A 25,749-nucleotide genomic window follows, 5' to 3' on the forward strand; every position below is an offset into this window, starting at 1 on the left:
ACGCCGGGATAGAGCGACGACGCTCCCAAGTCATCCCTGACGGCGCGGCAGCTCCACCGTCGCCAGCGTGCCCGCGCCCAGTTCGGACACCAGCGACACGGTGCCGCCATGCGTCTCGACGAATTGCCTGGCGAGTGGCAGGCCCAGCCCCAGCGCGCGCCCGCCGGTCGCCTTGATCGCAGGCTCGGCGAACCGGTCAAAGGCATGGGCGACCGCCTCGGCTTCCATGCCGGGTCCGTCGTCGGACACGATGATCCGCGCCCGCGCCGCATCGCCGTCCGCGTGCAGCAGCACGCGACCGCCCTCCGGCGTATGCTCGATCGCATGCCGCAACAGGTGCTCCACCGCTTCCTTCAGCCGCCTGCGATCACCACTGATCCGCCCCACCGAGCGCGCCACCTCCACCGCGAAGTCGAGCCGGCGCCGATTCGCGGCCGACCGCAGCGTATCCGCCGCCGAGCGCACCACCTGCCCCAGATCGACATCCTCGAACCGCGCAGCGCCATCCGCCGCCACCGTCAGGTCGAGCACGTCGTCGACCAGCAGGCCCAACCGCTCGGTCGATTCCAGGATCGCCTCGACATAGCCCTTGGCCTGATCGGGCAGCGCGCCGGCATAGCCGCCGTGGAGCATTTCCGCGAAGCCGCTGATCGAGGTCAGCGGCGTGCGCAATTCGTAGCTCATGTTCGCGACGAAGGCGGTTTTCACCTTGTCCGCCGCTTCCAGCGCATCCGCCCGGTCGCGCAGCGCCTGTTCGGCGCGGCGACTGTCGGTGATGTCCAGCATGGTGAACAATGCGTTGCCATCGGGCAGCGGCACGCCCGCGAACTCGAAATGCCGGCCATCGGCGAAGGCGACGCGCCCACCGCGCTGCTGCCGGTCCTGCGTGGCGGAGCGGACCAGTTCGGGCATGAGTTCGGCGCGGTTCGGCGTCATCAGCTTGTTCGCGATCTTGGCGGCCAGCGCGTCGACCCGCGGATGCGCCGCCAGAAACTCTTCCTCGACATCCCACAGGCTGCGGAAGCGGTTGTTCCACAACTGCAAGCGCCCATCGGCGGCGAACACGCCCAGCGCCTCGAACAGATTGTCGAAGGTGGCGGAGCGCACGCGCAGCAACGTGTCGCGGGCGGAGGCGAGCTGCACCTGCTCGGTGCGATCCTCGAAGATCAGCAACAGGCCGCCATCGGGCAGCGCCTGCGCCACGACGCGCAGGTGGATGCCGCCCGACAGGTGCCAATGTTCCTCGATCGCGCCCTCGGTCTGGCGAAACCATTCGTGGCGCTCGGCCCGCCAGCCGGGAAAGTCGCGCACTTCGGGCAGGCGCTTGGCCTCGCGCATCCGCTCCAGCACCCGGTCGAATTCGGGCCGGTCGGCCAGCCATTCGCTGCGCATCGCGAACATGCGCCGAAACGGCTGGTTGCAGAAGACGAGGCCGCGGTCGGGTCCGAACTGCGCCACGGCGGCCGACAGGCGATCCAGCATGGCGCGCTGCGCCTCGGCAAAGCGCTTGGCGCCGGCGCGCGACTGTTCAAGATCCTCGATATCGATCGCAAAGCCCGCGATCCCGCCGGTGGGTAGCGGCACGTCGTAGATGCGCAGCGAGCGGCGGGCGCCGTCGATCGTGGCGGGCAGGATCTGTTCGTGCGGTCGCCCCTTGTCGCGCGCGGCCGCCGCCCCGGCGAGCGGGCCGCCCCGCCCCGATCCCTCCACCAGTTCCAGGCCGCGCGACACGACATCGGCGGCATCGCGCCCTTCGACCGCATCGACATAGGCGCTGTTGACCATGGTCAGGCGCAGATCCGCCTCGCGGTACCACATCGGCAGCGGCGCCGCCTCGATCAGCCCGGTCAGCGCCTCGAACGCGCCCCCCAGCCGCGCCGCCTCTCCGCCCAGCCGCGCGATCTCCGCCTCGCTCTCGGTACCGTCAAACGCCCAGACAACGACGCTGCCGTTCGCGCCCAGTTCCAGCGGTGCACGCGCACCCTTCAGCACCAGCGACCGGCCCGAGCCCTGCGGACGCAGCGCGCGGGTGAAGCTGCGTCCCCCACGCTGCGCCGCGCCGACATCGGCGGTGAGCAGCGCGCCGTCCTGCGCCGAGAGTCCGACCCCCTCGCCGACCAGCTCGGCCAGGAAACGCGGCACCTCCGAAAAACCCAGCCAGTCGGCGAGCCGTGCGCTCATCTCCACCCGGCCATCGGCACGCACCAGCATGGGCAGCGCGGGCGCGGAACGGAGCAGCGCCGCGGCATGCGCCATCTCGCCCGCCCGCCGCCGTGCGGTCGTCCGGGCGGCGGTGCCGAAATAAAGCATCGCCGCCGATCCCAGCAGCAGGAGGCAGATGACCGCCCCCAATGCCAACGCCTGGACCGTGTCGAGAACGATCATGCGCGGCGTGAAGGACGGGGGCGAGTCATGGCGGCCGGCATGTAAACCGATAAACGCCGCCAGCGAAAGCCGATGCGAGTGCCGCCCGAAAAGAAGAGCCGGCCGGACACATGGTCCGACCGGCTCCTTTGCATGCCCATATAGGTAGGTGCGGAGTTACATCTTCACCGACACGCCGACGTACATGAAGCGACCGATATTGTCGAAGATGGCGTCGTTACCGTTGCCGAGCAGCCCGTAGGGGGGCTTCTTGTCGGTGAGGTTGTCGACGCCGCCATAGAAGCGGAAGCGGTCGTTGACGTCCACGGAGGCGCGGATGGCGTGGTAGAAGACGCGCGGATAGTAGACGACATCGGCATAGTAGGGGTCGAGGGGCGGGACGCCGTTGGTGGCGTGCTGGGCCTCCCAGTTGGTGATCGACTGGCGTCCGATGTAGCGGACCTGGTAGCCGAGCGTCCAGTTGTTGTGGGTATAGTCGGCCGAGACGTTCACGTTCCAGATCGGATCGCCCAATTCGCCTTTGATCCGCTCGGGTTGCTGCGGATTGTCGAGGTAGGGATAATCCGTCCGGTTGCGCACCCAGGTACCCACCGCACGCAGCGCCAGGCGATCGTCGGCACCGAAGCGGTGGTTGTACGCAACATCGAGGTCCAGCCCCTTGGCGCGCAGCTGAGCGAAGTTGACCGTGCTCTGCAACAAGGCCGGCTGCGCGAATTCGCCATTGGCCTGGCGCGGGTTGATCAGGCCGCAGAACTGGTTGTCCAGCGAGGCCGCGTCATAGCACGCATCCAGGATCGTCTGCGCCTCCACCGAGGCGATGACGTTGCCGATCTTGATGTCGTAATAGTCTGCGGTGATCGCCAGACCCGGCAGGAAGGACGGCTGCACGATCACGCCATAGGTCCAGCTCCGCGAGGTTTCCGCACCCAGGTTCGGGTTGCCGCCCGACAGGATTTCGGTGCTGCCCGCGCGCGCGCCGCTGTTGATGAAGCCGGCCGGCAGGCCCGCCGCCGCACAGTTCGCCGCGCGATTGGCACGACCCTGGCCGATGAAGTTGGCATCGCAAGGGTCGTCGACCTGCGCGAAATTCTGCGTCGCGGAGGAATAAAGGTCGCCCAGCGTCGGCGCACGCACCGCCTTCGAATAGTTCACGCGGAACTTGATGTCGCGGATCGGCGCATAGAGGCCGCCCAGATTATAGGCCCATACCGTGCCCGTCGCTCCCTTGTAGTCCGCCACGCGCACCGCGCCGGTCGCGGTCAGCTCCTCGGCAAAGGGCAGATTGCGCAGCAGCGGCAGCTCCAGCTCGCCATATGCTTCCTTCACCTCGAACGAGGGGGGATTGAAGGCGGGAATAGCGTTCAGGAAGGTCGCGCCGCTGCTGACCAGCTCGTCATAGGCATAGCTGGCCGTCTCGCGACGATATTCGCCGCCGAGCGCAAAGCGCACCGGGCCGCCGGGCAGCTCGAACAGTTGCGAGCTGTCGCCGACCACGTTGGCGTTGATGTCGAACTGCGTCGCCTTGCCGCGCCGCTCGGACGTGGTGTTGATGTAGTTCAGCGCTGCCTGCGTCGGCGAACCGTTGCCCAGCACGTTGATCGGCACGCAGTTCGGATCGGTGACGCTCGTCTGGTTGATCCGGCAGACGATCTGCCCCGCTGCATTGCGGACCGCATCGACCGAATTGTAGAAATTCTGGTTGAGGCGGTTGTTGTAGAAGGTCGAGCGGCTGCGGAACTCGCCGTAATTGACCGCGAAGTCGTACTTCCAGTCGCCGTTGAACGTGCCCTCGGCGCCGACCACGATGCGGTAGGTGTCGCGGCGATCGAACTCGTCGCGCGTGCCGAAGTCGTTGTTGTTGCGGTTCAGGCGGAAGAAGTCCGCGCCTGCGGGCAGCAGCGAGCGGATCGTCGCGGCGGCGGCCGGTTGCAGATAGGGATTGTCCAGCGAGATCGGGATGCCGATCGACTGGCGGGTAAAGGCGTTGCTGGCGGGGCGGCGGATCGGATTGCCCGCGGCATCGACATCGGCGACCGTGCCCTGCTCGCCGCCTTGCGCAAAGGTCGGCGTGCCCTGGTTGAAGCTTTCGACGCGGACGAACTTCGCCTCGAAGAACGGCTTGAACGCATCCGACACGTCGTAGTGACCGATCAGATTGGCGACATAGCGGGTCAGCGCCGGGTTCAGCGTGCCGCGATCGTTCAGCACGGCGCCGTCGCCGCCGTTATTGTTGCCCGAGCCGATCGGGCGGAAATCGGTGCCGTAATTATATTCGCGCAGCGATCCGTCGGTGTTGAAGCCGAAGACGCGCGGCACGCCGGTGGGCAGGCAGCCCGCGGTCACGCCAGACCCGCAGGACAGGATGTTGCTGCCGTTATAGGCGATGAAGTTGCCGCCATTGTCGTAGCCGAAGCTGCGGACATCCGTCAGGAAAGTGCGGTTCGGCGTGGTGTTGTCCGCCGCCGGGCTGTCGACCAGCTGGAACTGGCGACGACCGCTGAACGCACCGGTCAGGTCGGGGCGGTCGGTATAGGTCAGCAGGTCCTGCTTGTTATATTCCAGCGCCAGCGCGATGTTGCCGCGCCCTTCCGCGAAATTCTTGCCGAAGGTGCCGGACAGGCGATAGGTGCCGCGATCGCCCTTGTCGCTGGTGCCGCCCTGGGCGTTGAGCGAGACGCCGTCGAAATCACGCTTCAGCACGAAGTTGACGACGCCGGCCATCGCGTCGGAGCCATAGACGGCCGAGCTGCCGCCGGTGACCACGTCGACGCGGTCGAGCAGGTCGGTCGGAATGGTGTTGGTGTCGACCAGGAAGTCACCCTCGGACGAGGTGACGTGACGGCGGCCGTTGACCAGCACCAGCGTGCGGGTGACGCCCAGGCCGCGAAGGTCGAGCAGGTTGAGGCCCGAGGTGCCGATGAACTGCGTGGAGTTCGCCTGGCTGTAGGTGGAGCGCAGCGACGGCAGGTCGTTCAGCACGTCGCCGACCGAAACCGCACCGGTACGCGTCAGGTCCGCGACCGACAGGCTGGTCACCGGGATCGGCGAGTTCAGCGTCGGACGCGAAATGCGCGAGCCCGTCACGACGATCTCGCTGCCGGTGTCCTCCAGCGCCGGCGGCGCGACTTCGGTCTGCGGCGCGCCGATCTGGTTCTGGTCCGCCGATGGCGACTGCTCACCGACCGACGTTGCGGTCTGCGCCGCCGCGGCGCCGGCTGTGCCCCCAAGGACGAGTGCGATGGTGGAAGCGGTGAGCGCCAGGCCCAACCTCCGAACGGATACGCAGTTCATGTCATAACCCTTTGACTACTCGGCATTACCGAGGTCGGGCGTCAGACACCTGCCAGAAACAAAGGGCAATAATCCTGCACTAGTTGACTGTAAATTTCTCCAGCTGTTGCCTCGATGCAACATCACGCCGCAATTTTTGCAGCGCCGCGGTCGACGAGTCGGACATGATCATGCGTCGACACGAAAAAGCCGCGCCCGCCGATGTGGCGAGCGCGGCTTCCGTTCCGCCGAGGCGGAATCGATCAGTAGCGGTAATGGTCCGGCTTGAACGGGCCCTCGACCGGCACGCCGATATAGCTGGCCTGCTTCTCGGTCAGCTTGGACAGCTGCACACCCAGCTTCTCCAGGTGCAGCGCCGCGACCTTTTCGTCGAGGTGCTTGGGCAGGACGTACACTTCGTTCTTGTAGTTCTCGGACTTGGTCCAGAGCTCGATCTGGGCGAGCGTCTGGTTGGTGAACGAGGCCGACATCACGAACGACGGATGGCCGGTTGCGCAGCCCAGGTTCACCAGGCGGCCCTTGGCCAGCACGATGATCTGCTTGCCGTCCGAGAATTCTACCAGGTCGGTGCCCGGCTTCACCTCGGTCCACTTGTAGTTGGACAGGGCGGCGATCTGGATCTCCGAGTCGAAATGGCCGATGTTGCAGACGATCGACATCGGCTTCATCGCCTTCATGTGATCGGCGGTGATCACGTCGGCATTGCCGGTCGCGGTCACGAAGATGTCGGCGCGCTTCACCGCCTCGTCCATCGTGACGACCTCGAAGCCTTCCATCGCCGCCTGCAGGGCGCAGATCGGATCGATTTCGGTGACGAGCACGCGCGCGCCGCCGTTGCGGAGCGACTGGGCCGAACCCTTGCCTACGTCGCCGAAGCCGGCGACCGCGGCGACCTTGCCGGCCAGCATCACGTCGGTGGCGCGGCGGATCGCGTCGACCAGCGATTCCTTGCAGCCGTACAGATTGTCGAACTTCGACTTGGTCACCGAGTCGTTGACGTTGATCGCCGGGAAGGGCAGCTCGCCCTTCTTGGCGATCTCGTACAGGCGGTGGACGCCCGTGGTCGTCTCTTCCGACACGCCCTTCAGGTTCTTCACCGTCTCGGTCAGATAGCCCGGATATTTGGCGATGAACGCCTTGACCGAACGCTGGAACTCGACTTCCTCTTCATTCTCCGGCTCGCCGAAGGTCGCACCGGCCTCCAGCTTGGCGCCCCACAGCGCGAACATGGTCGCGTCGCCGCCATCGTCCAGGATGATGTTGGCGGTGGTGCCGTCAGTATCGGCGCCCCAGTTGAAGATGTCGCCGACATAGTCCCAATATTCGGCCAGCGTCTCGCCCTTCACGGCGAACACGGGGATGCCGGCGGCCGCGATGGCGGCGGCGGCATGGTCCTGCGTCGAATAGATGTTGCAGGTCGCCCAGCGCACGTCCGCGCCCAGCGCCACCAGCGTTTCAATCAGCACCGCGGTCTGGATCGTCATGTGCAGCGACCCGGTGATGCGCGCGCCCTTCAGCGGCTGCGACGCACCGAACTCGTCGCGCAGCGCCATCAGGCCGGGCATTTCGGTTTCAGCGATCTTGATCTCGGCGCGGCCGAAATCGGCAAGGCCGATATCCTTGATGACGTAATCGGTGGTCTCGGCAGCGAGCGCAGTGGCCACGAGCAAATCTCCTGGGTGTGTGAATGCCCCCGCCTCTACGCGCTATGCCCCCATGGATCAAACATAAAGATATCTTTATATGTCGATCCGCACTTCCGTCAGGCGGTTCCACCGCCGATCACCAGCAGGCGCGGATCGACGCCGGCGGCGGCAAAGGCATGCGTCCACCGCTCCTCGGCCGGGGTATCGAACAACAGCGTGGTGTCGCCCGCGACGTTGAACCAGCCCGGCCGGGCCAGCTCGCCATCCAGTTGCCCGCCCTCCCAGCCGGCATAGCCCAGCGCCACCACCCAGCGTTCCGGCCCCGTACCCTCCGCGATCGCGCGCAGCACGTCGACGGTGCCCGACAGCGCCCAGCGATCGGCCACGTTGATCGTGTCCTGGCCGCGCCATTCCAGCGAATGGACGACAAAGCCGCGGCGCGGCTCCACCGGCCCTCCGAAATGGACGGGAGCATCGGGTGCGGCGCCATGCGCGATCTGGAACTGATCAAGCAGGTCGTGGAGGGTCAGCCCCTCGATCGTCGCGCCCAGGCCGATGCCCAGCGCACCATGTTCGTCATGGCCGCACATCGCGATCACCGCGCGCTCGAACCGGGGGTCGCCCATGCCGGGCATGGCCAGAAGGAACTGGCCGGACAGAAAGGTCGCATCGTTCACGACGGCCAACATAGGCAGCCTGTCGCGCGCTCGCCACGCTTGAAATCAAGGTCGGATCGAACGCATGACCGCACATGGGCCGCACGCACCTCCGCGTCGCGGCCGGGAGACCATGATGACGATCACCATCGGCGAACGCCTGCCCTCCGCCACGCTCGTCAAGGTGACGAGCGACGGGCCCGACCAGGTGGATGCCGCCAGCTATTTCGCCGGGCGCCGCGTGGCGCTGTTCGCGGTGCCAGGTGCGTTTACCCCCACCTGTTCGGCGCAGCATCTGCCCGGCTTCGTCGCGCAAGCAGAGGCGCTGAAGGCGAGCGGCGTGGACGAGATCGCCTGCACCGCGGTGAACGACGCCTTCGTGCTGCGCGCCTGGAGCAAGGCGAGCGGCGCGGACGGGGTGACGATGCTGGCCGACGGCAATGGCGATTTCGCCCGTGCGCTCGGCCTGACCATGGATGGATCGAAGTTCGGCATGGGCACGCGCAGCCGGCGCTACGCCATGCTGGTGAACGACGGCGTGGTCGAGCATCTGTTCGTCGAGCAGCCCGGCGAGTTCAAGGTGAGCTCGGCCGAGCATCTGCTGTCGGTCCTCTGATCCATACGGCACCCCGGGCGAGCGGGTCGGACCGCACGCGGAACGGTCTGCCCCGCCGGAGCGTTTTCGTTGTCGGACCGTATCGAGGGAGTCAGAACCATGACCACCAGGACTGAGACCGACGCCGAGCAGAAGAAGTCGCTGACCGAAAAGGCGCAGGACGCCGCCAAGACGGCCGGTGAGAAGGTATCCTCGGCATCCAGCGCCACCGTGCAGGCGGCCAAGGACCACCCCTATGCCGCGGCCGGGATCGCCGCGGGTGTCGCCGCCGCCGTGGCGGGTGCCGCGATCGGCGCGACCAAGCTGCGCGACGGCGAAGACGAGAAGACGTACAAGTCCGCCCAGTAAGGCGCTGATACCGTACCGATCCGGGGAGGGCCTGCTGTGCCCTCCCCTTCTCGTCCGGGCGTTCGGCCTGCCCCGCCTTGCCTCATGGCCGCATTGGTCCTAGCTCGGCGGGCATGACCCAAGCTGAAACCGTTGTCGCCGAACTGGACCGCCTCTACACCGCCTCCGTCGACCGGCTGAAGGCGGCGTTGACCGCCTATCTGGACGGCGGCACGGTTCCCGATGCCGCGGCCCGTGCCGAGGGCTGCTTCGCCTATCCGGAAATCCGCCTGTCGTTTCGCGGCGACGATGTCCGCCCGACGCCGATGCGCTCGTTCGGCCGCCTTGTCTCGCCGGGCGACTACCGGATCAGCGTCACCAAGCCCGGCCTGTTCGCCGATTACCTTGTTGAGCAGCTGACGCTGCTGATCGAGGATTATGACGTAACGGTGGAGGCGGTGCCCGGCCGGCAGGAAATTCCCTTTCCTTACGTGCTCGATCCCGGCCACGCGCTCAGCCTCGACCAGGTATCGGCGGCCGAGCTTGCCCGCTACTTTCCGGCCACCGAACTGGCCTTTATCGGCGACGAGATCGCCGACGGTTTGTGGCTGAGCATCGACGGCACCCGCCCGCTCGCGCTGTTCGACGCGCTGCGCACCGATTTCAGCCTCGCGCGGTTGCGGCACTATATGGGCACGCCGGCCGAGCACACGCAGCGCTTCGTGCTGTTCACCAACTATCACCGCTATGTCGATGAGTTCGTCCGCTGGGGCGCATCGCAACTCGGCGAGGGCAGCCGCTTCACCGCGCTGTCGGGCGCGGGCGGCATCGTCATCGAGAGCCCAGAGGATGTCGACAAGCTGGTGACCGACAGCGCGTGGCGCCGTCACCAGATGCCCGCCTATCACCTGATGGCAGAGGACGGCACCGGCATCACCCTGGTCAATATCGGCGTAGGGCCATCGAACGCCAAGACGATCTGCGACCATCTGGCGGTGATGCGGCCCGAGGCGTGGCTGATGATCGGCCACTGCGGCGGACTGCGCCCCAGCCAGCGCATCGGCGACTATGTCCTCGCCCACGCCTATCTGCGCGACGATCACGTCCTCGACGACGTCCTCCCCCCGGAAATCCCCGTGCCCGCGATCGCGGAGGTGCAGGTGGCGATGGCGAAGGCGGCGGAGATTGTGTCGGGGCAGTCGGGGGACGAGTTGAAGCGGCGGCTGAGGACCGGGACGATCGTCACCACCGACGACCGCAACTGGGAGCTGCGTTACTCCAAGTCGGCGCTGCGTTTCTCGCTGTCGCGGGCGGTCGGCATCGACATGGAATCGGCGACGATCGCGGCGCAAGGCTATCGCTTCCGCGTCCCCTACGGCACGCTGCTGTGCGTCTCCGACAAGCCGCTGCACGGCGAGTTGAAGCTGCCCGGCCAAGCCAACCGCTTCTACGAGCGCGCGATCAACGAGCATATGCGCATCGGCATCGAGGCGTGCGAGCAGTTGCGGCTGGAGGGGGCCAAGCTGCACAGCCGCAAGCTGCGCGCGTTCAACGAGCCGCCCTTCCGTTAAGCAACCGGCTGGGGCGTCGGGCGTTACGGCACCGAATCAAATCGTTCGGAGCTTGCCATGGCCGACACCCCCGATACGCCGAAACCCTCGGCTCCCAAATCGCCACCGCGTCGCCGCTCGCCCTCCAAGTCGAGCGCGACCGCGCCCAAGCGTTCGCGCAGCGCCAAGGCGGACAAGCTCGACAAGCCCGACAAGGCGGAGAAAAAGACCAAGGTCCCGCCCAAGCCGCGCTCGTCCAAGCGCAGCACGCCGCGCCCCGCGGCCGCGCCGGCCAAGAAGCCTGCCCAGACCAAGCGCACCGGCATCGACAAGGTCGGCGGGAAATGGGGGATCGCCACCATCGTCGGCGGGATCGCGACGGCCGGTGCCGCCGCGGCGGCGCTGCTGTCGCTGCGCGGCAGCACCCCGGCGAAGCACGCGCATCAGGCGGACGGCACCGACTCGTCGGACTCGTTCGAAGCCGGGATCGCCGACGAAGGCACCATCCCCGAATAAGCGGGGCAGCGCCCCCCTTCCCGCGCCGCGGCGGGAGGGGGCAGCGCCTTACCAGCCCTGCGGCTTGCCCTTGTTCTGCTTGTCCAGCCACGCCTTCAGCGGCGCAAAATACTGGACCAGCGCCTTGCCCGACATCTGCCGGCTGCCGGTGAACACCTCCAGCGCGTCGGGCCACGGCTTGGACTGGCCCATCGCCAGCATCGCGTTCAGCTTCTCGCCCACCGCCTTGTTGCCATAGAAGGAGCAACGGTGCAGCGGCCCCTTCCAGCCCGACTGCTTGCACGCCGCCTCGTAGAACTGGAATTGCAGCACACGCGCCAGGAAGTAGCGGGTATAGGGCACCGCCGCCGGGATGTGGTATTTGGCGCCCGGATCGAACTTGGTCTCGTCACGCGCGACGGGTGGCTTCACGCCCTGATATTGCAGGCGCAGCGCATCCCACCCCGCCTGATACTGATCCGGCTTGATCGCACCCGAAAACACGCCCCAGCGCCATTTGTCGATCAGCAGGCCGAAGGGCAGGAACGCGACCTTGTCCATCGCCTGACGCAGGAGCAGGCCGATATCCTTGTCCGCGCTCGGCACGCGGGCGGCATCCAGCAGGCCGATCTTCACCAGATAGTCCGGCGTGATCGACAGCGCGACGGTGTCGCCGATCGCCTCGTGAAAGCCGTCATTGGCGCCGTTCTTGTAGAAGAAGGGCTGCTGGTTATAGGCGCGCTGGTAGTAGTTGTGGCCCAGTTCGTGGTGGATGGTGATGAAGTCATCCGCATTCACCTTGGTGCACATCTTGATGCGGATATCGTCCACATTGTCGACGTCCCAGGCCGAGGCGTGACAGATCACCTCGCGGTCCGCGGGCTTCACGATCTGCGAACGCTGCCAGAAGGTCTCGGGCAGCGGCTTGAAGCCGAGCGAGGAGTAGAAAGCCTCGCCCTGCTTCACCATGCGCGTGGGATCGTAATTCTTCGCCTTCAGCAGGTCGCCGATGTCGTAGCCGACATCGCCGGCGCCGGCGGGCGCGACGATGTCATAGATGTTGCCCCATTCCTGCGCCCACATGTTGCCAAGCAGGTCGGCACGGATCGCGCCGGTTTTGGGCTGCACCGCATCGCCATATTTCTCGTTCAGCTTCCAGCGGACATAGGTGTGCAGCGCCTTGTACAGCGGCTCCACCTCGGCCCAGATCTGGTCGGTCAGCTTGGCGAACCGTTCGGGCGGCATGTCGTAGCCGGAGCGCCACAGCGCGCCGACATCGGCATAGCCCAGTTCCTTGGCGCCCTCGTTCGAGATCGCGCTCATCCTGGCATAGTCGGCCCGCATCGGCGCGCCGACATTGTCGTGCCAGCTGACCCACATTTCCTGCAACTTGGCGGGATCGCGCGACGTGCCCATCGCCTCCTCGATATCCGAGCCGTTGATCGGCTTGCCGTCGAGCAGGCCCTTGCCCTTGCCGTAGGAGGACGACATCCGCGTGGTCAGCGTCGCCAGTTCGGCGGATTGCCCGGCCGTGGTCGGCGCCGGCAGCGTGATGCCGCCGCGCATCAGGTCCAGCTTGCGCTTGGTGTCGTAGGACAGGCCGGGCAGCGCCTGGTAGCGCGCCGCGCCCAGGCCATACTGGACCGCCAGGTCGGTCATCTCCGCACCCGACTTGGCAGCCAGCGCATCGGTATCGTCGGTGATGTAGGTGGCGTTCACCCAGGCGACGCGCTGCGCATCGACCGACCGATCGGCGCTGGTCTTCTCCGCCTCGGCAACGAAGGCGTCGGCGGTAGCAGGTGTGGCGGCAGCAGGTGTCGCGGGGGCAGGCATGGCGGGGGCGTTCTGGGCGACGGCAGGAGACGCAAGCGCGCAGGCAAGCGCGGCCGTCGAGATTACGGTGCGGATCATCGGGGTTCCCATTGGTATTTTCTGTAACGATCGTGGCGCGGCGGGCGGGGCGGCGTCAAGTGTATCGTCCTTTGAGCCCTCTCCCCTTCGGGGAGAGGAAAGGGGCCCGCTGCCGTCAGGCAGTGGGAAGGGTGAGGGGTAGACCAGCAGTGCGGCGCTGCTTGGCGGCCCCTCACCCTCCCACCGCTTCGCGGCGGGCCCCACCCTCTCCCCGGAGGGGAGAGGGATTTGAGTTACAGAAACGCTGCGATCGCCTGCCCCAGTTCCGGCTTGGCGACGCAGCTCATGTGGCCGCCGGGTATCTCCGTGTACGTCGCGTTGGGCAGCGTGTCCGCGAGGTCCTTCGCCGAGCCATTGTCGAAATCATCGACGCCCGCCACCACCAGCGTCGGCTGCGCGAAGCCGCGGATCGTCTCCAGCGGGGTATCGGCAAAGGTCCTGAGGATGCCGAGCAGCGCCACCGGATCGCCGCCGGTGGTCTTCAGGAATGCCTCGGCCAGCCATTCGGGGCTGCCGCGCTTGTGCTGGCCCAGATTGGTCAGGATGTGGGTGAAATGATCCACCCGGCGGTTGGTGTCGGTCAGGCCGTCGAGCCCCATGCCCGCAAAGATGATCCGCCCCGGCTCCGCACCGGTCGCCACCATGCGCGAGGTCGTTCGCGCGCCCAGCGAATAGCCGCCCAGGTCATAGTCGCCGAGGTCGAGATGCTCGATCAGCGCATGGCCGTCGCGGGTCAGCACGTCGGGGAAATAGGCGGCATCGTCATGCGGCCGGGCACTCTGCCCGTGCGCGCGCAGGTCCGGCATGATGACGCGGTAGCCCTTGGCCGCGATCGCCGCGGCATGGCCGTAGCGGATCCAGTTGGTGTTCGCGTCGGAGAAATATCCATGGATCAGGACGATCGGACGCCCCGCCCCCATTTCATGCCACGCCAGGCGCGTGCCGTCGAAGCTGTCGAAATAGTGCGTTTCAATCGGGAAGTCGGCCAAGGCTATCCATCCATCGCTGGGTCACGCCCGCATTCTCGTCGGAGCGCATGCCCGGCAGGTGAGAGGTGTCCTGCCAGGCGGGGAGGATGCTTTCGCTAGCATAGTTGCGCACCGGCTTGAACCGGGTCGGATCGTCGAAGGACCCCACGGTCAGGTCGATATTCCCCTCCCCATCGGCAAAGGCGAAGCCGAGCGGCGTGCCGCACGTCGCGCAAAAAGGGCGCAGCGCGATCGGCGAGGATCGATACCAGTCGGGCTCGACCAGCCAGCGCAGCCGGTCGCGCGCGAGATTGACGAAGGCGGTGGCGGCAGCGCCCGTCGCCCGCCTGCACATCTTGCAATGGCACAGATAGGCCTCGTCGCCATCCTCGATCGTCGCTGCGTAGCGGATGCGCCCGCATTGGCAGCCGCCGGTCATCGCCTCGCGCATGCGTTCCTGTCTCCTACCGGGGGCGCAGCCATCGACGGGGGCGCCCGCATCGGTTAGCATGCCCGATCCGCCAGCGGCCGCAAAGAGCCCGCAGCACCACGGAGAGGGTCCCTCCACCACAAAGCCGGACCCTTGATGCAAGCCGATACTGACCTTCCCCCCAGCCCGATCGGCCGCCCCCACAGCCTGCTCGAAGACGCCTATGCCCTTGCGATCGGGTGCATCCTCATCATCGTCGGCCTGTTGTTCCTGCATGCCGCCGGTCTGGTGACGGGCGGCATCGCCGGCGTTGCGCTGCTGCTGTCCTATCTGTTGCCGCTGCCGGCCGGCGTGCTGTTCACGCTCATCAACATCCCGTTCTTCATCTTCGCGCACAAGGTGATGGGTGCGCGTTTTGCGGTGAAGACGGTGCTGGTCAATGTCGGCATCGCCGCCTTTTCCGCGGCGACGCGCGTCTCGGTGCACGTCATCGACGTCCACCCCGCCTTTGCCAGCGTGGTCGGCGGCACGGTGATCGGCATGGGCATTCTGGCGCTCGCCCGGCATCAGGCCGGCGTCGGGGGCACCGGCGTCGTCACCCTATGGCTGCAACGCCGCCGCGGCTGGAACGCCGGTCACACCCAGATCGCGCTCGACGTGCTGATCCTGGGGCTGGCGGTGCCGGTGGTGACGGGTGCGCAACTCGCCTGGTCCGCGCTCAGCGCGGCCTCGATCAGCCTGATCCTGATCGCCTGGCACCGGCCGGGGCGGTATATCGGGCATTGACGTCACTTTTCCCTCTCCCCCACGGGGAGAGGGAAATAAGCGATCAATCCGCCTTCTTCAGATGCCGTCGGCCGAGCAGTTCGGCGATCTGCACCGCATTCAGCGCCGCGCCTTTGCGCAGGTTGTCCGACACGCACCACAGCGACAGGCCGTTGTCGACGGTCGAATCCTCGCGCACCCGGCTGATGAAGGTCGCATAATCGCCGACGCATTCCACCGGCGTGACGTAGCCGCCATCCTCGCGCTTATCGACCAGCATCACGCCGGGCGCCTCGCGCAGGATGCTCTGTGCCTCCTCGGCCGAGATCTCGTTCTCGAACTCGATGTTCAGCGCCTCGGAATGGCCGACGAACACGGGCACGCGCACGCAGGTCGCGGTCACCTTCACCTTGGGGTCGAGGATCTTCTTGGTCTCGGCCACCATCTTCCATTCTTCCTTGGTGGTGCCGTCCTCCAGGAAGCTGTCGATGTGCGGGATCACGTTGAACGCGATCTGCTTGGTGAACTTCACCGGGGTGGCGGGGTCGCCGACGAAGATGTTGCGGCTCTGCTCGAACAGCTCGTCCATGCCCTGCTTGCCCGCGCCCGACACCGACTGGTAGGTCGCGACGACGACGCGCTTGACCGTCGCCTTGTCGTGAAGCGGCTTCAGCGCGACCACCATCTGCGCGGTCGAGCAATTCGGGTTGGCGATGATGTTGCGTGCCTTGTACCCGTCGATCGCATCCGGGTTCACCTCGGGCACGATCAGCGGCACGTCCGGGTCCATCCGGTAGAGCGACGAATTGTCGATCACCACACAGCCCGCCGCCGCGAACTTGGGCGCATAGACCTTGGTCGCCTCCGACCCGATCGCGAACAGCGCGATGTCCCAGCCGGCGGGATCGAAATGCTCGATATTCTTGACGGTCAGCTGCTTGCCCGTCTCGCCATATTCGATCTGATCGCCCTGACTGCGCGACGAGGCGAGTACCGCGATCTCGTCGATCGGAAACTCGCGCTCGGCGAGGATGTTGATCATCTCGCGCCCGACATTGCCCGTGGCCCCTGCGACCACCACCCGGTAACCCATCACATACTCCTAGACCAATGTCGCGAGCCGGTAGCCTCTAAGCCCGCGACACGAAACCCCAAACATCCTTGTCCTGCCCGCAATTTTATTTCGCCGGTTTCTGTTTGACCTCGCGGTCGAGGAAATTCAGGATCGTGGTCCACAGATGCTCCGACACGCCCGGCCCGCCGACACGGTGCGTCTGGCCGGGGTAGAACATCATCTCGAACGGCGTGTCCGTCTTCTGCATCTCGGTGGCGAACACCGTGGCATTGTCGAGAAAGACATTGTCGTCGGCCATGCCGTGGATCAGCAGCAGCGGGTCCTTGATCTTCGCCGCCTCGCTCACCGCCTGCGAGATGGCATAGCTTTGCGGATCGGTGCGCGGATCGCCCAGATAGCGCTCGGTATAATGCGTGTCGTAGAGCTGCCAGTCGGTCACCGGCGCGCCCGACACCGCCGCGGCATAGACGCCCGGCGTCTTTTCCAGCATCTTGATCGACATATAGCCGCCATAGGACCAGCCATAGGTGGCGATCTTGTTCGCATCGACGAAGGGCAGCGTCTTCAGATACTCGGCCCCGGTCAACTGGTCCTCGACCTCCACCGTGCCCATGGCGTGGTAGATCTGGTCCTCGAACGCCTTGCCGCGATTGTACGAGCCGCGATTGTCGATCTGGAAGAAGATATAGCCCTGGTCGACCAGGAACTGCGGCAGCGCCCCTTGCCATCCGCGCGTCACCTGCTGGCCGGTGCCGGGGCCGCCATAATGCTGGAAGAAGACCGGGTATTTCTTCCCCGGCTCCAGCGGCGGCGTGATCATCTCCCAATGGAGCACCGACCCGTCCTTCGCCTTCAGCGTGCCGAACTTCGTGTCCTGATGGCTTGCCAGATAGGGCGCATAGGGGTGCGCGCCCGCCACCGCATTCTCGTTGATCCATTCCAGCCGCTTGCCGGTCGTATCCGCCAGATAGACTTGGGTCGGCTGGCGGGGCCCTGAGCGCGAGATGATGAAGCGGCTGGCACCGTCGTCCATCGACGCCGCGTTGGTATAGCCGCGCTCGGTCAGCCGGGTGGCGCTGCCCGGCTTGTTCAGGTCGAGCGCGTAGAGATGCTGTTCCAGCACATCGTCCTTCGTGCCGGTGAAGTAGAGCCGCCCCCGGCCCTCATCGACACCGACCAGGTTCGTGACCACCCAGTCGCCCTTGGTGAGCGCGGTCCACTTGCCCCCCTTGTAGCGGTACAGATGCCCGAACCCGGTGCGTTCCGACCGCCAGATCAGGCTGCCGTCCTTCATTACGTGATAGGCGTCGGACAGGTTCAGCCAGCTCCGCTCCCCCGATTTCTCGGTGAACAGCACGGTGGATTTGCCGGTGGCGGGATCGACGCGCAGCATGTCGAGCGTCTTCTGGTCGCGGCTCTGGCGCTGGACCAGCAGCGCCGAGCCATCGGGCAGCCAGTCGACGCGCGCCAGATAGATGTCCGGGTCGCTGCCCAGGTCGACCTTCACCTTGCCCGACCCGTCGGGGCGCATCACGTAGAGGTCGACCAGCGCGTTGGGCGTGCCGGCACCAGGATAGCGCTGCTCGTACACCTTGGTCCCCGTCGCGCCGATCGCCGCCCGCACCGCCACCTGGACGGGCGCCTCGTCGAACCGCTCGACCGCCACGAACCGCTCGTCCGGGCTCCACCAATAGCCGGTAAAGCGATGCATTTCCTCTTGCGCGACGAATTCCGCCTCGCCGAAATGCACCGTGCCCCGGCCTTCGGTGGTCAGCGGGCGCGCCTCGCCGCCGCCCAGCGGCACCGCCCAGAGATTCTGGTCGCGCACGAAGCTGACGAAGCCGCCCCTGGGGCTGACCACCGGGTTCAGCTCGCCGCCGGCCGTGTTGGTCAGCCGGCGGACCTGCCCGTCCAGCGTGGCGAGGTACAGGTCACCGTCCAGCGGCACCAGGATGGTCTTGCCGTCGGGCGCCCAGTCATAGGTGACGATGCCCTTCGACCCGCCGATGCGGGCCCGCTCGCGCTGCATCTTTTCCGCCTCGGACAGTTCGGCACCGGTGCCGACCGCCTTGGAATCGACCAGCATCCGCTCCGCGCCGGTGCGCGTGTCGCGCGCCCACAGGTCCAGCCGCTCGCGCTCGTCGGCGCGCGGGCGCAGAAAGGTCAGCAGCGTGCCGTCGGGCGACAGGCGCAGGCCCCTTGGCTGCGACCCGGACAGGTCCGGGCTGCCGAACACGCGGCCCAGCGTCAGTTCGCCCTGCTTGGCCGGCACGATCGCGCTGCGATCCGCAGCCTGGACCTGCTCACTCATCATCGCCGCCGTTCCCACCGAAGCCAAAGCCAGTCCCAGCACCCATGCGCGCATCCCGTGATCTCTCCGAACGGATCGTAGCTGCCGACACCCGTCGGCCAATGGGGGCGGGTTATCGCGGGCGTCGCCGCCTGCGTAAAGCCGTAACATCCGCCACCACTCGGCCGGCCCCGCAAAACCATATCGCTAACAGTCTGTTAACGTTCCTGATCTACGGGTCTTGCTTTGCACCCCGGCGCTGCGCCGGCTTCCTGAAGGGCCGCGGCATGGCACTTTCCTCGGCACCGGGGCACGGCAGCCCCGGCGATTTCGACGCGTTGGCGGCCGTCGATGGCATCGCCGCGCATGCGCACTGGCACCGGCTGCTCGCCCCGCATACGCCGCTGCGCGACCTGGCCGATGCGATACACGCCGTCACCGCCATCCATGGCAATCATCCGGGCATGATCGAATGCGCGCTTGCGCGCGCGGCGGAGGTCGATACCCTGCCCTGGCTGGTCGATGCCGCCGCCGGCTTCGCGGTGGAGCGCGCCTATCTGGCGCAGCTCGCCGCCGCGGCCGGTCCGCTTCCCTCCACCCCCGGCCAGTCGGAAACCGCCGCCGCACTGGCCCAACAGCGCCACACGCTGGAGGCGCTGGCCAATTCCGACCGGATCGGCTCCGCCACCGGCGCGGTCGCCGCCCTGCTTGCCGACTGGCGGGCGCTGCGCCACGTTCTCGATGCCGCCGCCGCGCGTTTCGGGGTCGAGGTGGTGGTGCCGATCCTGCCCCCCGCCAACCCGCCCGTTCCGGCAGCGGCGCTTGCCCTGCGCGCACGCAGCTTCGGCGCCAGCCAGTTGTTCGCGCAGCATCGCGGCCTGTGGGGCCTGCTGGAGGCACGCGCCAGCGCCCGGCGCGGCTGATCCATGGGCCGGATCGCGCCGGGACGTTCTGGTAACCGGACCGGTAACCAGAATGGGCAACATCCGGTTGATGGGGATGGCGCTATCGTGCTGCCTATGAAGGGACTTCCCGGATTCGGCCTGATCGTATCGATCCTGTTCGCGGCACCTGCGGCAGGGCGTTCGCTGCTCGACTATGTCGGGCAGTGCGTTCCCTTTGCGCGCGAAGCCTCCGGCATCCGCATCTATGGCGACGCCTGGACCTGGTGGAAGCAGGCGGACGGCGTCTACAAGCGCGGCCATGCGCCCAAGGTCGGCGCGGTCATCGTTTTCGAGAAGACATCGCGCCTGCCGCTGGGCCATGTCGCGGTGGTCAGCCGCATCGTCGAGGACCGGGTGGTGATGCTGACCCACGCCAACTGGTCCCGCCAGAATGGCGAGCGTGGCCATGCCGAACAGGATGTCACCCTGTTCGACGTATCGCGCGGCAACGACTGGTCGGACGTAAAGGTCTGGTATCGCGATTCCGAAGGGCTGGGCGGCACCACCTATCCCGTTTACGGCTTCATCTACGGCAAGGGCGAGACCGCGTCCGAACTCACCGGCAAGCACCCCGATGACGTCGGCGCACTGATCGACGCCTACGTGGCGCGCTGACCCCGGCTTCCGCGTCGATCACCGCCATGATAGGCTCCCGTCGTCGTCATGGGAGAGTTGATCGATGCGTGCTTCCGCCTTGCTCGCCTTCATGCTTGTCGCACCTGCCGCATTTGCGCAGGAACCGCCCGCTTCGCCCCCGAAAGGGTGCACCCCGCACGCCGAAAAGACCGCCGGTGCAGTTACGCCGCGGCAGAGCAACTTGAGCGAGTTGCCCGATGCGGTGGAGATCCGCACCGTATGGCGCATGGTGGACGGCTGCCCCAAGCCGGTCGTGCTGCGCGACGGCGTCGGCAACAACCCCGATGCGCCGCGTCCTCCGGTCGATGGCGAAGTTGCCCCCTACCCCAGCCAATGACACCGCCGGGCCGTCGGTTTACCGCTCCGGCTCGCTCACCACCCCGCCGGGCATCGGCAGCGCCGCGCCGGTCGTGCCCGGAAAGCTGATCGGCAGGCCCTTGAGCGTGCGCACCGCCATATAGGCGAAGCCCTCCGCCTCCATCGCGTCGCCGTTCCATCCCAGCGCGTCGCTCGGCTCGGGCACGATCCCCGTCGCCTCGGCGATCATCCGCAGCATCGTCGGATTGTGCCGCCCGCCGCCCGCCACCAGCAGCCGCGTCGGCCGGCTGGGCAGATGTTCCAGTGCCCGCGCCACCGTCGCCGCGGTAAAGGCGGTCAGCGTCGCGGCCCCGTCCGCCGCCGACAGCCCGCGGACCGCCTGAATAGTAAAGTCGTTGCGGTCCAGCGACTTGGGCGGCGCTGCATCGAACCATGGATTGTCGAGCAGCGTGTCCAGCACGGTCGCCTCCACCCGCCCGCTCGCCGCCAGCGCGCCGTCCGCGTCGAAGCGGGCGCCGGTTTCCGCCTCCATCCAGCTGTCGATCAGGCCGTTGGCAGGGCCGGTGTCGAACGCGACCAGCCCGCCGTCCGGTCCCACCCAGGTGATGTTCGCCACCCCGCCCAGGTTCAGCACCGCCACCGGCAGGGTCAGCCCGGCGGTGAGTGCCGCGTGATAGACCGGCAGCAGCGGCGCGCCCTGCCCGCCCGCCGCGACATCGGCCGAACGAAAGTCCCACACCGTGGTGATGCCCGTCGCATTCGCCAGCGCGGCGCCGTCGCCGATCTGCCACGTCCAGCCGCGATCGGGCCGGTGGGCCACTGTCTGCCCGTGAAAGCCGATCACGCCCACGTCGTCGGCCGCCACCCCGGCATCGCGCAGCAGCTTCTGCACCGCCAGCACATGGGTGCGCACGATCAGGTCGCCGGCCGCCACCACCGGCGGGCTCGGCCGCGGCTTGTCGAAGGACAGCGCCAGCACCGTGGCCTCCGCCAGTTGCGCGCGCGCCGCGTCGGAATAAGCCTCGCCCCGGAATGCGACCGGCCGCACCTGGCCCTCGCCATCGGTTTCGATCAGCGCGGCATCGACCCCGTCGAGCGAGGTCCCGGACATCAAACCGATCGCGAGCATGGCCAAGCATTCCCTTTCCCGCCCGTCATGACCGGGGGCGCCGGCAAAGTCGATAAACCTCGATCAAGATCGCTGCATCTGGAAAAGTCCGCCGGGATCGCTTATGTGCGCGCGATCCCATGGCAACCAAACTCCCCTCCCCGCCGCGTGTCGGCATGGTGTCGCTCGGCTGTCCCAAGAACCTGGTCGACAGCGAACGCATCCTGACGCAGCTCCGCTCCGACGGCTATCAGATGTCGCCCGACTATGCCGGCGCCGACGTCGTGCTGGTCAACACGTGCGGCTTTCTCGATTCCGCCAAGGAGGAATCGCTGGAGGCGATCGGCGAGGCGATCAAGGAAAACGGCCGCGTCATCGTGACCGGCTGCATGGGCAAGGAAGCGGAGGCGATCCGCACCCGCTTCCCCGACGTGCTGGCCGTCACCGGCGCGCATCAATATGAGCAGGTGGTGGAGGCGGTGCACGCCGCCGCGCCTGCCAACCTGTCGCCCTATCTGGACCTGATCCCCGATGCCGGGCTGAAGCTGACGCCGCGGCACTACAGCTATCTGAAGATTTCGGAGGGCTGCAACCACCGGTGCAGCTTCTGCATCATCCCCAGCTTGCGCGGCGATCTGGTCAGCCGCCGCCCCGACGCGATCCTGCGCGAGGCGGAGAAGCTGGTGGAGGCCGGCACGCGCGAGTTGCTGGTGATCAGCCAGGACACCTCGGCCTACGGCATCGACATTCGCCGCGAGCCGCGCCTGTGGAAGGGGCAGGAGGTCGTGCCGCACATGACCGACCTCGCCCGCGAACTGGGCCGGATCGCGCCCTGGGTGCGCCTGCATTATGTTTATCCCTATCCGCATGTCGATCAGGTCATCCCGCTGATGGCCGAGGGGCTGGTGCTCCCCTATCTCGACATCCCGTTCCAGCATGCCGCCCCCTCGGTTCTGCGCCGCATGAAGCGGCCCGGCAACGACGCCAAGGTGCTCAGCCGCATCCACCGGTGGCGCGAGATCTGCCCGGACATCGCGATCCGCTCCACCTTCGTCGTGGGCTTCCCCGGCGAGACGGAGGAGGATTTCCAGTATCTGCTCGACTGGCTGGACGAGGCGCAGCTCGACCGGGTCGGCGCCTTCCGCTTCGAACCCGTCGAGGGGGCCGCGGCGAACGACCTGCCCGACCCCGTGCCGGAGGCCGTGAAGGAAGAGCGCTACGCCCGCATCATGGAGAAGACCGCGGCGATCTCGGCTGCCAAGCTCGCCGCCAAGGTCGGTCGCACCCTGCCCGTCATCATCGACGCGGTGGACGAGGAGGGCGGCGCCAATGGCCGCAGCCAGGCCGACGCGCCCGAGATCGATGGCGAGGTCTTCCTGCGCGACGCCGGCCACCTGTCGGTCGGCGATATCGTGCCGGTGGTGATCGAGGATGCCGACGACCACGACCTGTACGGCGTACCGGTGGCGCCGCGGACATAGGCGCGGCGCCGCTTTTCCGCGCGCCGCCGTTGCGCGCGGCCCCGGCATTTGCTTCGATGCCGGGCATGACCGGTTTCCGCATGCTGGCAGCGCTCGCGCTCGCCATTCCCGCCCCGCTTGCCGCACAGGCCCTGTCCCCGGACGAAGCGACCAGGATCGACGCGCTCGTCGCCAAGACGCTGGCCGATACCGGCGTCCCCTCCGCCTCGATCGCGGTGGTGCGGGGCGGCCGCATCGTCCTTGCCAAGGCCTATGGCAAGCAGTCGGAGGCGGCAAAGCCCGCCGACGCGGCCGCACCCTACCAGATCGCCTCCATCTCCAAGCAGTTCACCGCCGCCGCGCTCCTCCTGCTGGAGGATGACGGCAAGCTCAGCCTGGACGACACCGTCGCCCGGTACCTGCCCGGCATCACCGGCGGCGACCGCATCACGCTGCGCCAGTTGCTGTCGCACACCTCGGGTCTTCGCGACTATTGGCCACAGGATTTCAGCTTCAAGGCGATGGCGACGCCCGTCACGCCGCAGGGCATCGTCGACCGCTGGGCCAAGGCGCCGCTCGACTTCCAGCCCGGCCAACAGTGGCAATATTCCAACACCGGCTATGTCGTCGCCGGCATGATCGCGGAAAAGGTGTCGGGTCAGCCGCTGATGCATGTTCTGCAGACCCGCATCTTCGCGCCGCTCGGCATCCGCGCGCTGGATCAGGACGAGGCGGTGGGGCCCGGTTTCCCGCAAGGCTATGGCCGCTTCGCACTCGGCCCCGTCCATGCCGAGACGCCGGCCGCATCGGGCTGGCTCTATGCGGCGGGCCAGTTGTCGATGTCGGCGCAGGATCTCGCCAGATGGGACATCGCCCGCCTGAACCGCACGCTGCTCCCGGCCGAGGACTGGACCGCGCAGGAAACGCCCGTCCGCCTCGCCGACGGGTCGACCAACGGCTATGGCCTGGGGGTCAGCACCGGCACGCAGAACGGCCGCCGCTTTGTCGAGCATTCCGGCGAGGCGGTCGGTTTCCTGTCCGAAAACATCGTCTTCCCCGATGACAAGGCGGCGATCGTCGTTCTGACCAACAGCTGGTTCTCCGACGCCACCAGCCGCATCGCCGGCGGATTGCAGGCGATCGTCCTGCCCCCGCCCACCGCCTCCGCCGAGGATCAGGCCGCCCTCCCCCGCGCCCGCCGCCTGTACGACCAGTTGCGAAGCGGCACGCTTGACCGCACGCTGCTGACCGAGGACGCCAATTTCTACTTCACCCCGCGCGCCCAGGCCGATTACCGCACCAGCCTGGCCGCGCTCGGCGAGCCCACCGCCTTTGTCCAGACCGGCCGCACCCGCCTGCGCGGCGGCTTCGTCAATCGCACCTTCCGCGTAACCTACCCGAACCGCACGCTTTCGGTCAGCACCTATGCCGAACCGGATGGCGCGCAGCGGTTCGAGCAATTCCTGGTGGCACCCGTTCAATGACGACCGACTTCACGCTTCTGCTGCAACCCGATCGCGGCCAATCTGCGCGCACCATCACCGCGATCGCGCCGGATGACTTTGGGGCATGGTTGCACGACCAGCCCCAGGCGGTCCGTACCCAGGCCGCCGCCGCGCGCTTCACGGGCAAGGCCGGCACGCACCTGATCGTCACCGGGGAAAGCGACTGGCAGGTCGTCGCCGCCATCGCCGATCCGCACTCACCCTGGGCACTCGCCCGACTTGCGGAGATATTGCCGGAGGGCGTCTACCGACCGGAAGGGATCGACGCCGGTCCCGCCGCGCTCGGCTGGCTGCTCGGCCAGTATCGCTTCACCCGCTACAAGGCCGGCGAGCCGACCGGGCAGCGCGTCCTCCTGACCCGCGACGCCGCGCATATCGAGGAAACCGTGCGCATCGCGGCGGCCACCGCGCAGGTCCGCGATCTGGTCAACACCGCGGCCGGCGATCTCGGCCCCGCCGAGCTGGAACATGAAATCGCCGAACTCGCCCGCCGCTTCGGCGCGGAGATCGCGGTGACGCAAGGGGAGGCGCTGGCCCGCGACTATCCGATGATCCACACGGTCGGCATCGCCGCCACGCCGGAGCGTGCACCCCGCCTGATCGAACTTGCCTGGGGCGACCCCGCGCATCCCGGCCTCGCCATCGTCGGCAAGGGCGTTTGCTTCGACACCGGCGGCCTCGATATCAAGCCGTCCGCCGCGATGCGCCTGATGAAGAAGGACATGGGCGGCGGCGCCCACGCCATCGCGCTCGCCGGCCTCGTCATGGCCGCGCGCCTGCCCGTCCGCCTCCACCTGCTCGTCCCCGCGGTCGAGAATGCGGTGTCCGCCGCATCCTTCCGCCCCGGCGACGTGCTGCGCACCCGCAAGGGCCTGACCGTCGAGAACACGAACACCGATGCCGAAGGCAGGCTGATCCTGGGCGACGCGCTGACCCGCGCCGGCGAACATGCCCCCGACCTGATCCTCGATTTCGCGACGCTGACCGGCGCCGCCCGCGTGGCGCTCGGCCCGGACCTGCCGCCGCTCTTCACCGATGACGAGGCGCTCGCCGGCGCCTTGCTTGCCGCCGGCACGGCCGAGGACGATCCCGTCTGGCGCCTGCCCCTGTGGGACGGGTATGACGACATGCTGAAATCGGACGTGGCCGACATGGTCAACGCCCCCGAAGGCGGCTTTGCCGGCGCGATCACCGCCGCCCTCTTCCTCCGCCGCTTCGTTCCGCAAGGCACCGCCTGGGCCCATCTCGACGTCTTCGCCTGGCGCCCCACGGCCAAACCCGGCCGCCCCAAGGGCGCCGACGCCTATGCCCTGCGCGCGGCGTATGCGATGCTGAAGAAGCGGTACGGGTAACTTAGCGACTCGCTCGCGGCA

The 25,749-nt window shown here is 67.4% G+C and carries 21 protein-coding genes; 11 read left to right on the forward strand and 10 right to left on the reverse strand.

Annotated features, from left to right (window positions below):
- Positions 1 to 30 precede the first annotated feature (30 nt).
- The 4 genes from OXR08_RS09875 to OXR08_RS09890 all read right to left on the reverse strand — a co-directional run bounded on the left by OXR08_RS09875 (position 31) and on the right by OXR08_RS09890 (position 7,999).
- The gene (locus tag OXR08_RS09875; RefSeq protein WP_267349509.1) at positions 31 to 2,385 is read right to left on the reverse strand and encodes a PAS domain-containing sensor histidine kinase; all 2,355 of its coding nucleotides are present in this window, start codon (positions 2,383 to 2,385) and stop codon (positions 31 to 33) included.
- A gap of 156 nt (positions 2,386 to 2,541) precedes the next feature.
- Positions 2,542 to 5,652: a TonB-dependent receptor gene (locus tag OXR08_RS09880; protein ID WP_267349510.1), complete on the reverse strand. Its 3,111-nt coding sequence runs from the start codon at positions 5,650 to 5,652 to the stop codon at positions 2,542 to 2,544.
- A 266-nt stretch (positions 5,653 to 5,918) separates the two neighbouring features.
- Positions 5,919 to 7,340 carry an adenosylhomocysteinase gene (gene ahcY / locus OXR08_RS09885; protein WP_112382659.1) on the reverse strand — a complete coding sequence of 474 codons (1,422 nt, stop codon included), beginning with the start codon at positions 7,338 to 7,340 and terminating at the stop codon, positions 5,919 to 5,921.
- 98 nt (positions 7,341 to 7,438) lie between these two features.
- Positions 7,439 to 7,999 (reverse strand): YqgE/AlgH family protein, encoded by a 561-nt coding sequence (locus OXR08_RS09890; protein WP_267349511.1) that lies wholly within the window; start codon positions 7,997 to 7,999, stop codon positions 7,439 to 7,441.
- Between the two features lie 115 nt (positions 8,000 to 8,114).
- On the opposite strand from OXR08_RS09890, the gene OXR08_RS09895 reads away from it, so the two are divergent.
- From OXR08_RS09895 to OXR08_RS09910, 4 genes are all read left to right on the forward strand, one after another.
- On the forward strand, positions 8,115 to 8,594 hold the full coding sequence (locus tag OXR08_RS09895; protein WP_267349527.1) for a peroxiredoxin: 480 nt from the start codon (positions 8,115 to 8,117) through the stop codon (positions 8,592 to 8,594).
- Between the two features lie 99 nt (positions 8,595 to 8,693).
- Positions 8,694 to 8,942 (forward strand): hypothetical protein, encoded by a 249-nt coding sequence (locus tag OXR08_RS09900; RefSeq protein ID WP_267349512.1) that lies wholly within the window; start codon positions 8,694 to 8,696, stop codon positions 8,940 to 8,942.
- Between the two features lie 113 nt (positions 8,943 to 9,055).
- Positions 9,056 to 10,492: an AMP nucleosidase gene (locus OXR08_RS09905; protein ID WP_112382440.1), complete on the forward strand. Its 1,437-nt coding sequence runs from the start codon at positions 9,056 to 9,058 to the stop codon at positions 10,490 to 10,492.
- Between the two features lie 57 nt (positions 10,493 to 10,549).
- Complete coding sequence (locus OXR08_RS09910) at positions 10,550 to 10,987, forward strand: hypothetical protein (RefSeq protein ID WP_267349513.1); 438 nt, start codon at positions 10,550 to 10,552, stop codon at positions 10,985 to 10,987.
- Between the two features lie 48 nt (positions 10,988 to 11,035).
- Here OXR08_RS09910 and OXR08_RS09915 read toward each other — a convergent pair whose 3' ends face one another.
- From OXR08_RS09915 to OXR08_RS09925, 3 genes are all read right to left on the reverse strand, one after another.
- Positions 11,036 to 12,877, reverse strand: coding sequence for a M2 family metallopeptidase (locus OXR08_RS09915; protein ID WP_267349514.1), 1,842 nt, complete (start codon positions 12,875 to 12,877; stop codon positions 11,036 to 11,038).
- A 233-nt stretch (positions 12,878 to 13,110) separates the two neighbouring features.
- Positions 13,111 to 13,866: an alpha/beta fold hydrolase gene (locus OXR08_RS09920; protein WP_149681633.1), complete on the reverse strand. Its 756-nt coding sequence runs from the start codon at positions 13,864 to 13,866 to the stop codon at positions 13,111 to 13,113.
- Positions 13,847 to 14,296 (reverse strand): GFA family protein, encoded by a 450-nt coding sequence (locus OXR08_RS09925; RefSeq protein WP_267349528.1) that lies wholly within the window; start codon positions 14,294 to 14,296, stop codon positions 13,847 to 13,849. The genes OXR08_RS09920 and OXR08_RS09925 overlap by 20 nt, the downstream gene beginning before the upstream one ends.
- 135 nt (positions 14,297 to 14,431) lie before the next feature.
- Between OXR08_RS09925 and OXR08_RS09930 the strand changes: the two genes are divergently transcribed.
- On the forward strand, positions 14,432 to 15,061 hold the full coding sequence (locus OXR08_RS09930) for a YitT family protein (RefSeq protein WP_267349515.1): 630 nt from the start codon (positions 14,432 to 14,434) through the stop codon (positions 15,059 to 15,061).
- 43 nt (positions 15,062 to 15,104) lie between these two features.
- On the opposite strand, the gene OXR08_RS09935 is transcribed toward OXR08_RS09930, so the two are convergent.
- Entirely contained in the window at positions 15,105 to 16,133 is a 1,029-nt protein-coding gene (locus tag OXR08_RS09935) for an aspartate-semialdehyde dehydrogenase (protein ID WP_112382446.1), read from the reverse strand.
- Between the two features lie 85 nt (positions 16,134 to 16,218).
- Positions 16,219 to 18,426 (reverse strand): DPP IV N-terminal domain-containing protein, encoded by a 2,208-nt coding sequence (locus OXR08_RS09940; protein WP_267349529.1) that lies wholly within the window; start codon positions 18,424 to 18,426, stop codon positions 16,219 to 16,221.
- A 266-nt stretch (positions 18,427 to 18,692) separates the two neighbouring features.
- Here OXR08_RS09940 and OXR08_RS09945 point away from each other — a divergent pair, with 266 nt between their 5' ends.
- The 3 genes from OXR08_RS09945 (at position 18,693) to OXR08_RS09955 (ending at position 20,322) form a co-directional block, all read left to right on the forward strand.
- The gene (locus tag OXR08_RS09945; RefSeq protein ID WP_267349516.1) at positions 18,693 to 19,328 is read left to right on the forward strand and encodes a hypothetical protein; all 636 of its coding nucleotides are present in this window, start codon (positions 18,693 to 18,695) and stop codon (positions 19,326 to 19,328) included.
- A gap of 96 nt (positions 19,329 to 19,424) precedes the next feature.
- Entirely contained in the window at positions 19,425 to 19,964 is a 540-nt protein-coding gene (locus OXR08_RS09950; protein WP_112382449.1) for a CHAP domain-containing protein, read from the forward strand.
- 64 nt (positions 19,965 to 20,028) lie between these two features.
- A complete protein-coding gene (locus OXR08_RS09955; protein WP_267349517.1) occupies positions 20,029 to 20,322 on the forward strand; it encodes a hypothetical protein in 294 nt (97 codons plus the stop codon).
- Positions 20,323 to 20,340: 18 nt separating this feature from the next.
- On the opposite strand, the gene OXR08_RS09960 is transcribed toward OXR08_RS09955, so the two are convergent.
- Positions 20,341 to 21,432 (reverse strand): anhydro-N-acetylmuramic acid kinase, encoded by a 1,092-nt coding sequence (locus OXR08_RS09960; protein ID WP_267349518.1) that lies wholly within the window; start codon positions 21,430 to 21,432, stop codon positions 20,341 to 20,343.
- A gap of 119 nt (positions 21,433 to 21,551) precedes the next feature.
- Between OXR08_RS09960 and rimO the strand changes: the two genes are divergently transcribed.
- From rimO to OXR08_RS09975, 3 genes are all read left to right on the forward strand, one after another.
- On the forward strand, positions 21,552 to 22,892 hold the full coding sequence (gene rimO / locus OXR08_RS09965) for a 30S ribosomal protein S12 methylthiotransferase RimO (protein ID WP_267349519.1): 1,341 nt from the start codon (positions 21,552 to 21,554) through the stop codon (positions 22,890 to 22,892).
- 65 nt (positions 22,893 to 22,957) lie between these two features.
- Positions 22,958 to 24,355: a serine hydrolase domain-containing protein gene (locus OXR08_RS09970; protein WP_267349520.1), complete on the forward strand. Its 1,398-nt coding sequence runs from the start codon at positions 22,958 to 22,960 to the stop codon at positions 24,353 to 24,355.
- Positions 24,352 to 25,728 carry a leucyl aminopeptidase family protein gene (locus tag OXR08_RS09975; protein ID WP_267349521.1) on the forward strand — a complete coding sequence of 459 codons (1,377 nt, stop codon included), beginning with the start codon at positions 24,352 to 24,354 and terminating at the stop codon, positions 25,726 to 25,728. Before OXR08_RS09970 ends, OXR08_RS09975 begins: the two co-directional genes overlap by 4 nt.
- Positions 25,729 to 25,749: the final 21 nt, after the last annotated feature.

This window comes from Sphingomonas sp. GM_Shp_2, from assembly GCF_026540875.1.
GTDB lineage: Bacteria > Pseudomonadota > Alphaproteobacteria > Sphingomonadales > Sphingomonadaceae > Sphingomonas > Sphingomonas carotinifaciens.

What these genes read in the sequence shown, in the direction of transcription:
- OXR08_RS09915 (WP_267349514.1), bottom strand. Translation starts at nt 12,877, where the DNA reads ATGATCCGCACCGTAATCTCGACGGCCGCGCTTGCCTGCGCGCTTGCG.
- OXR08_RS09970 (WP_267349520.1), top strand. Translation starts at nt 22,958, where the DNA reads ATGACCGGTTTCCGCATGCTGGCAGCGCTCGCGCTCGCCATTCCCGCC.
- OXR08_RS09900 (WP_267349512.1), top strand. Translation starts at nt 8,694, where the DNA reads ATGACCACCAGGACTGAGACCGACGCCGAGCAGAAGAAGTCGCTGACC.
- OXR08_RS09910 (WP_267349513.1), top strand. Translation starts at nt 10,550, where the DNA reads ATGGCCGACACCCCCGATACGCCGAAACCCTCGGCTCCCAAATCGCCA.
- OXR08_RS09950 (WP_112382449.1), top strand. Translation starts at nt 19,425, where the DNA reads ATGAAGGGACTTCCCGGATTCGGCCTGATCGTATCGATCCTGTTCGCG.
- OXR08_RS09925 (WP_267349528.1), bottom strand. Translation starts at nt 14,296, where the DNA reads ATGCGCGAGGCGATGACCGGCGGCTGCCAATGCGGGCGCATCCGCTAC.
- OXR08_RS09975 (WP_267349521.1), top strand. Translation starts at nt 24,352, where the DNA reads ATGACGACCGACTTCACGCTTCTGCTGCAACCCGATCGCGGCCAATCT.
- OXR08_RS09945 (WP_267349516.1), top strand. Translation starts at nt 18,693, where the DNA reads ATGGCACTTTCCTCGGCACCGGGGCACGGCAGCCCCGGCGATTTCGAC.
- OXR08_RS09955 (WP_267349517.1), top strand. Translation starts at nt 20,029, where the DNA reads ATGCGTGCTTCCGCCTTGCTCGCCTTCATGCTTGTCGCACCTGCCGCA.
- OXR08_RS09875 (WP_267349509.1), bottom strand. Translation starts at nt 2,385, where the DNA reads ATGATCGTTCTCGACACGGTCCAGGCGTTGGCATTGGGGGCGGTCATC.
- rimO (WP_267349519.1), top strand. Translation starts at nt 21,552, where the DNA reads ATGGCAACCAAACTCCCCTCCCCGCCGCGTGTCGGCATGGTGTCGCTC.
- OXR08_RS09895 (WP_267349527.1), top strand. Translation starts at nt 8,115, where the DNA reads ATGACGATCACCATCGGCGAACGCCTGCCCTCCGCCACGCTCGTCAAG.
- OXR08_RS09930 (WP_267349515.1), top strand. Translation starts at nt 14,432, where the DNA reads ATGCAAGCCGATACTGACCTTCCCCCCAGCCCGATCGGCCGCCCCCAC.
- OXR08_RS09940 (WP_267349529.1), bottom strand. Translation starts at nt 18,426, where the DNA reads ATGAGTGAGCAGGTCCAGGCTGCGGATCGCAGCGCGATCGTGCCGGCC.
- OXR08_RS09935 (WP_112382446.1), bottom strand. Translation starts at nt 16,133, where the DNA reads ATGGGTTACCGGGTGGTGGTCGCAGGGGCCACGGGCAATGTCGGGCGC.
- OXR08_RS09905 (WP_112382440.1), top strand. Translation starts at nt 9,056, where the DNA reads ATGACCCAAGCTGAAACCGTTGTCGCCGAACTGGACCGCCTCTACACC.
- OXR08_RS09960 (WP_267349518.1), bottom strand. Translation starts at nt 21,432, where the DNA reads ATGCTCGCGATCGGTTTGATGTCCGGGACCTCGCTCGACGGGGTCGAT.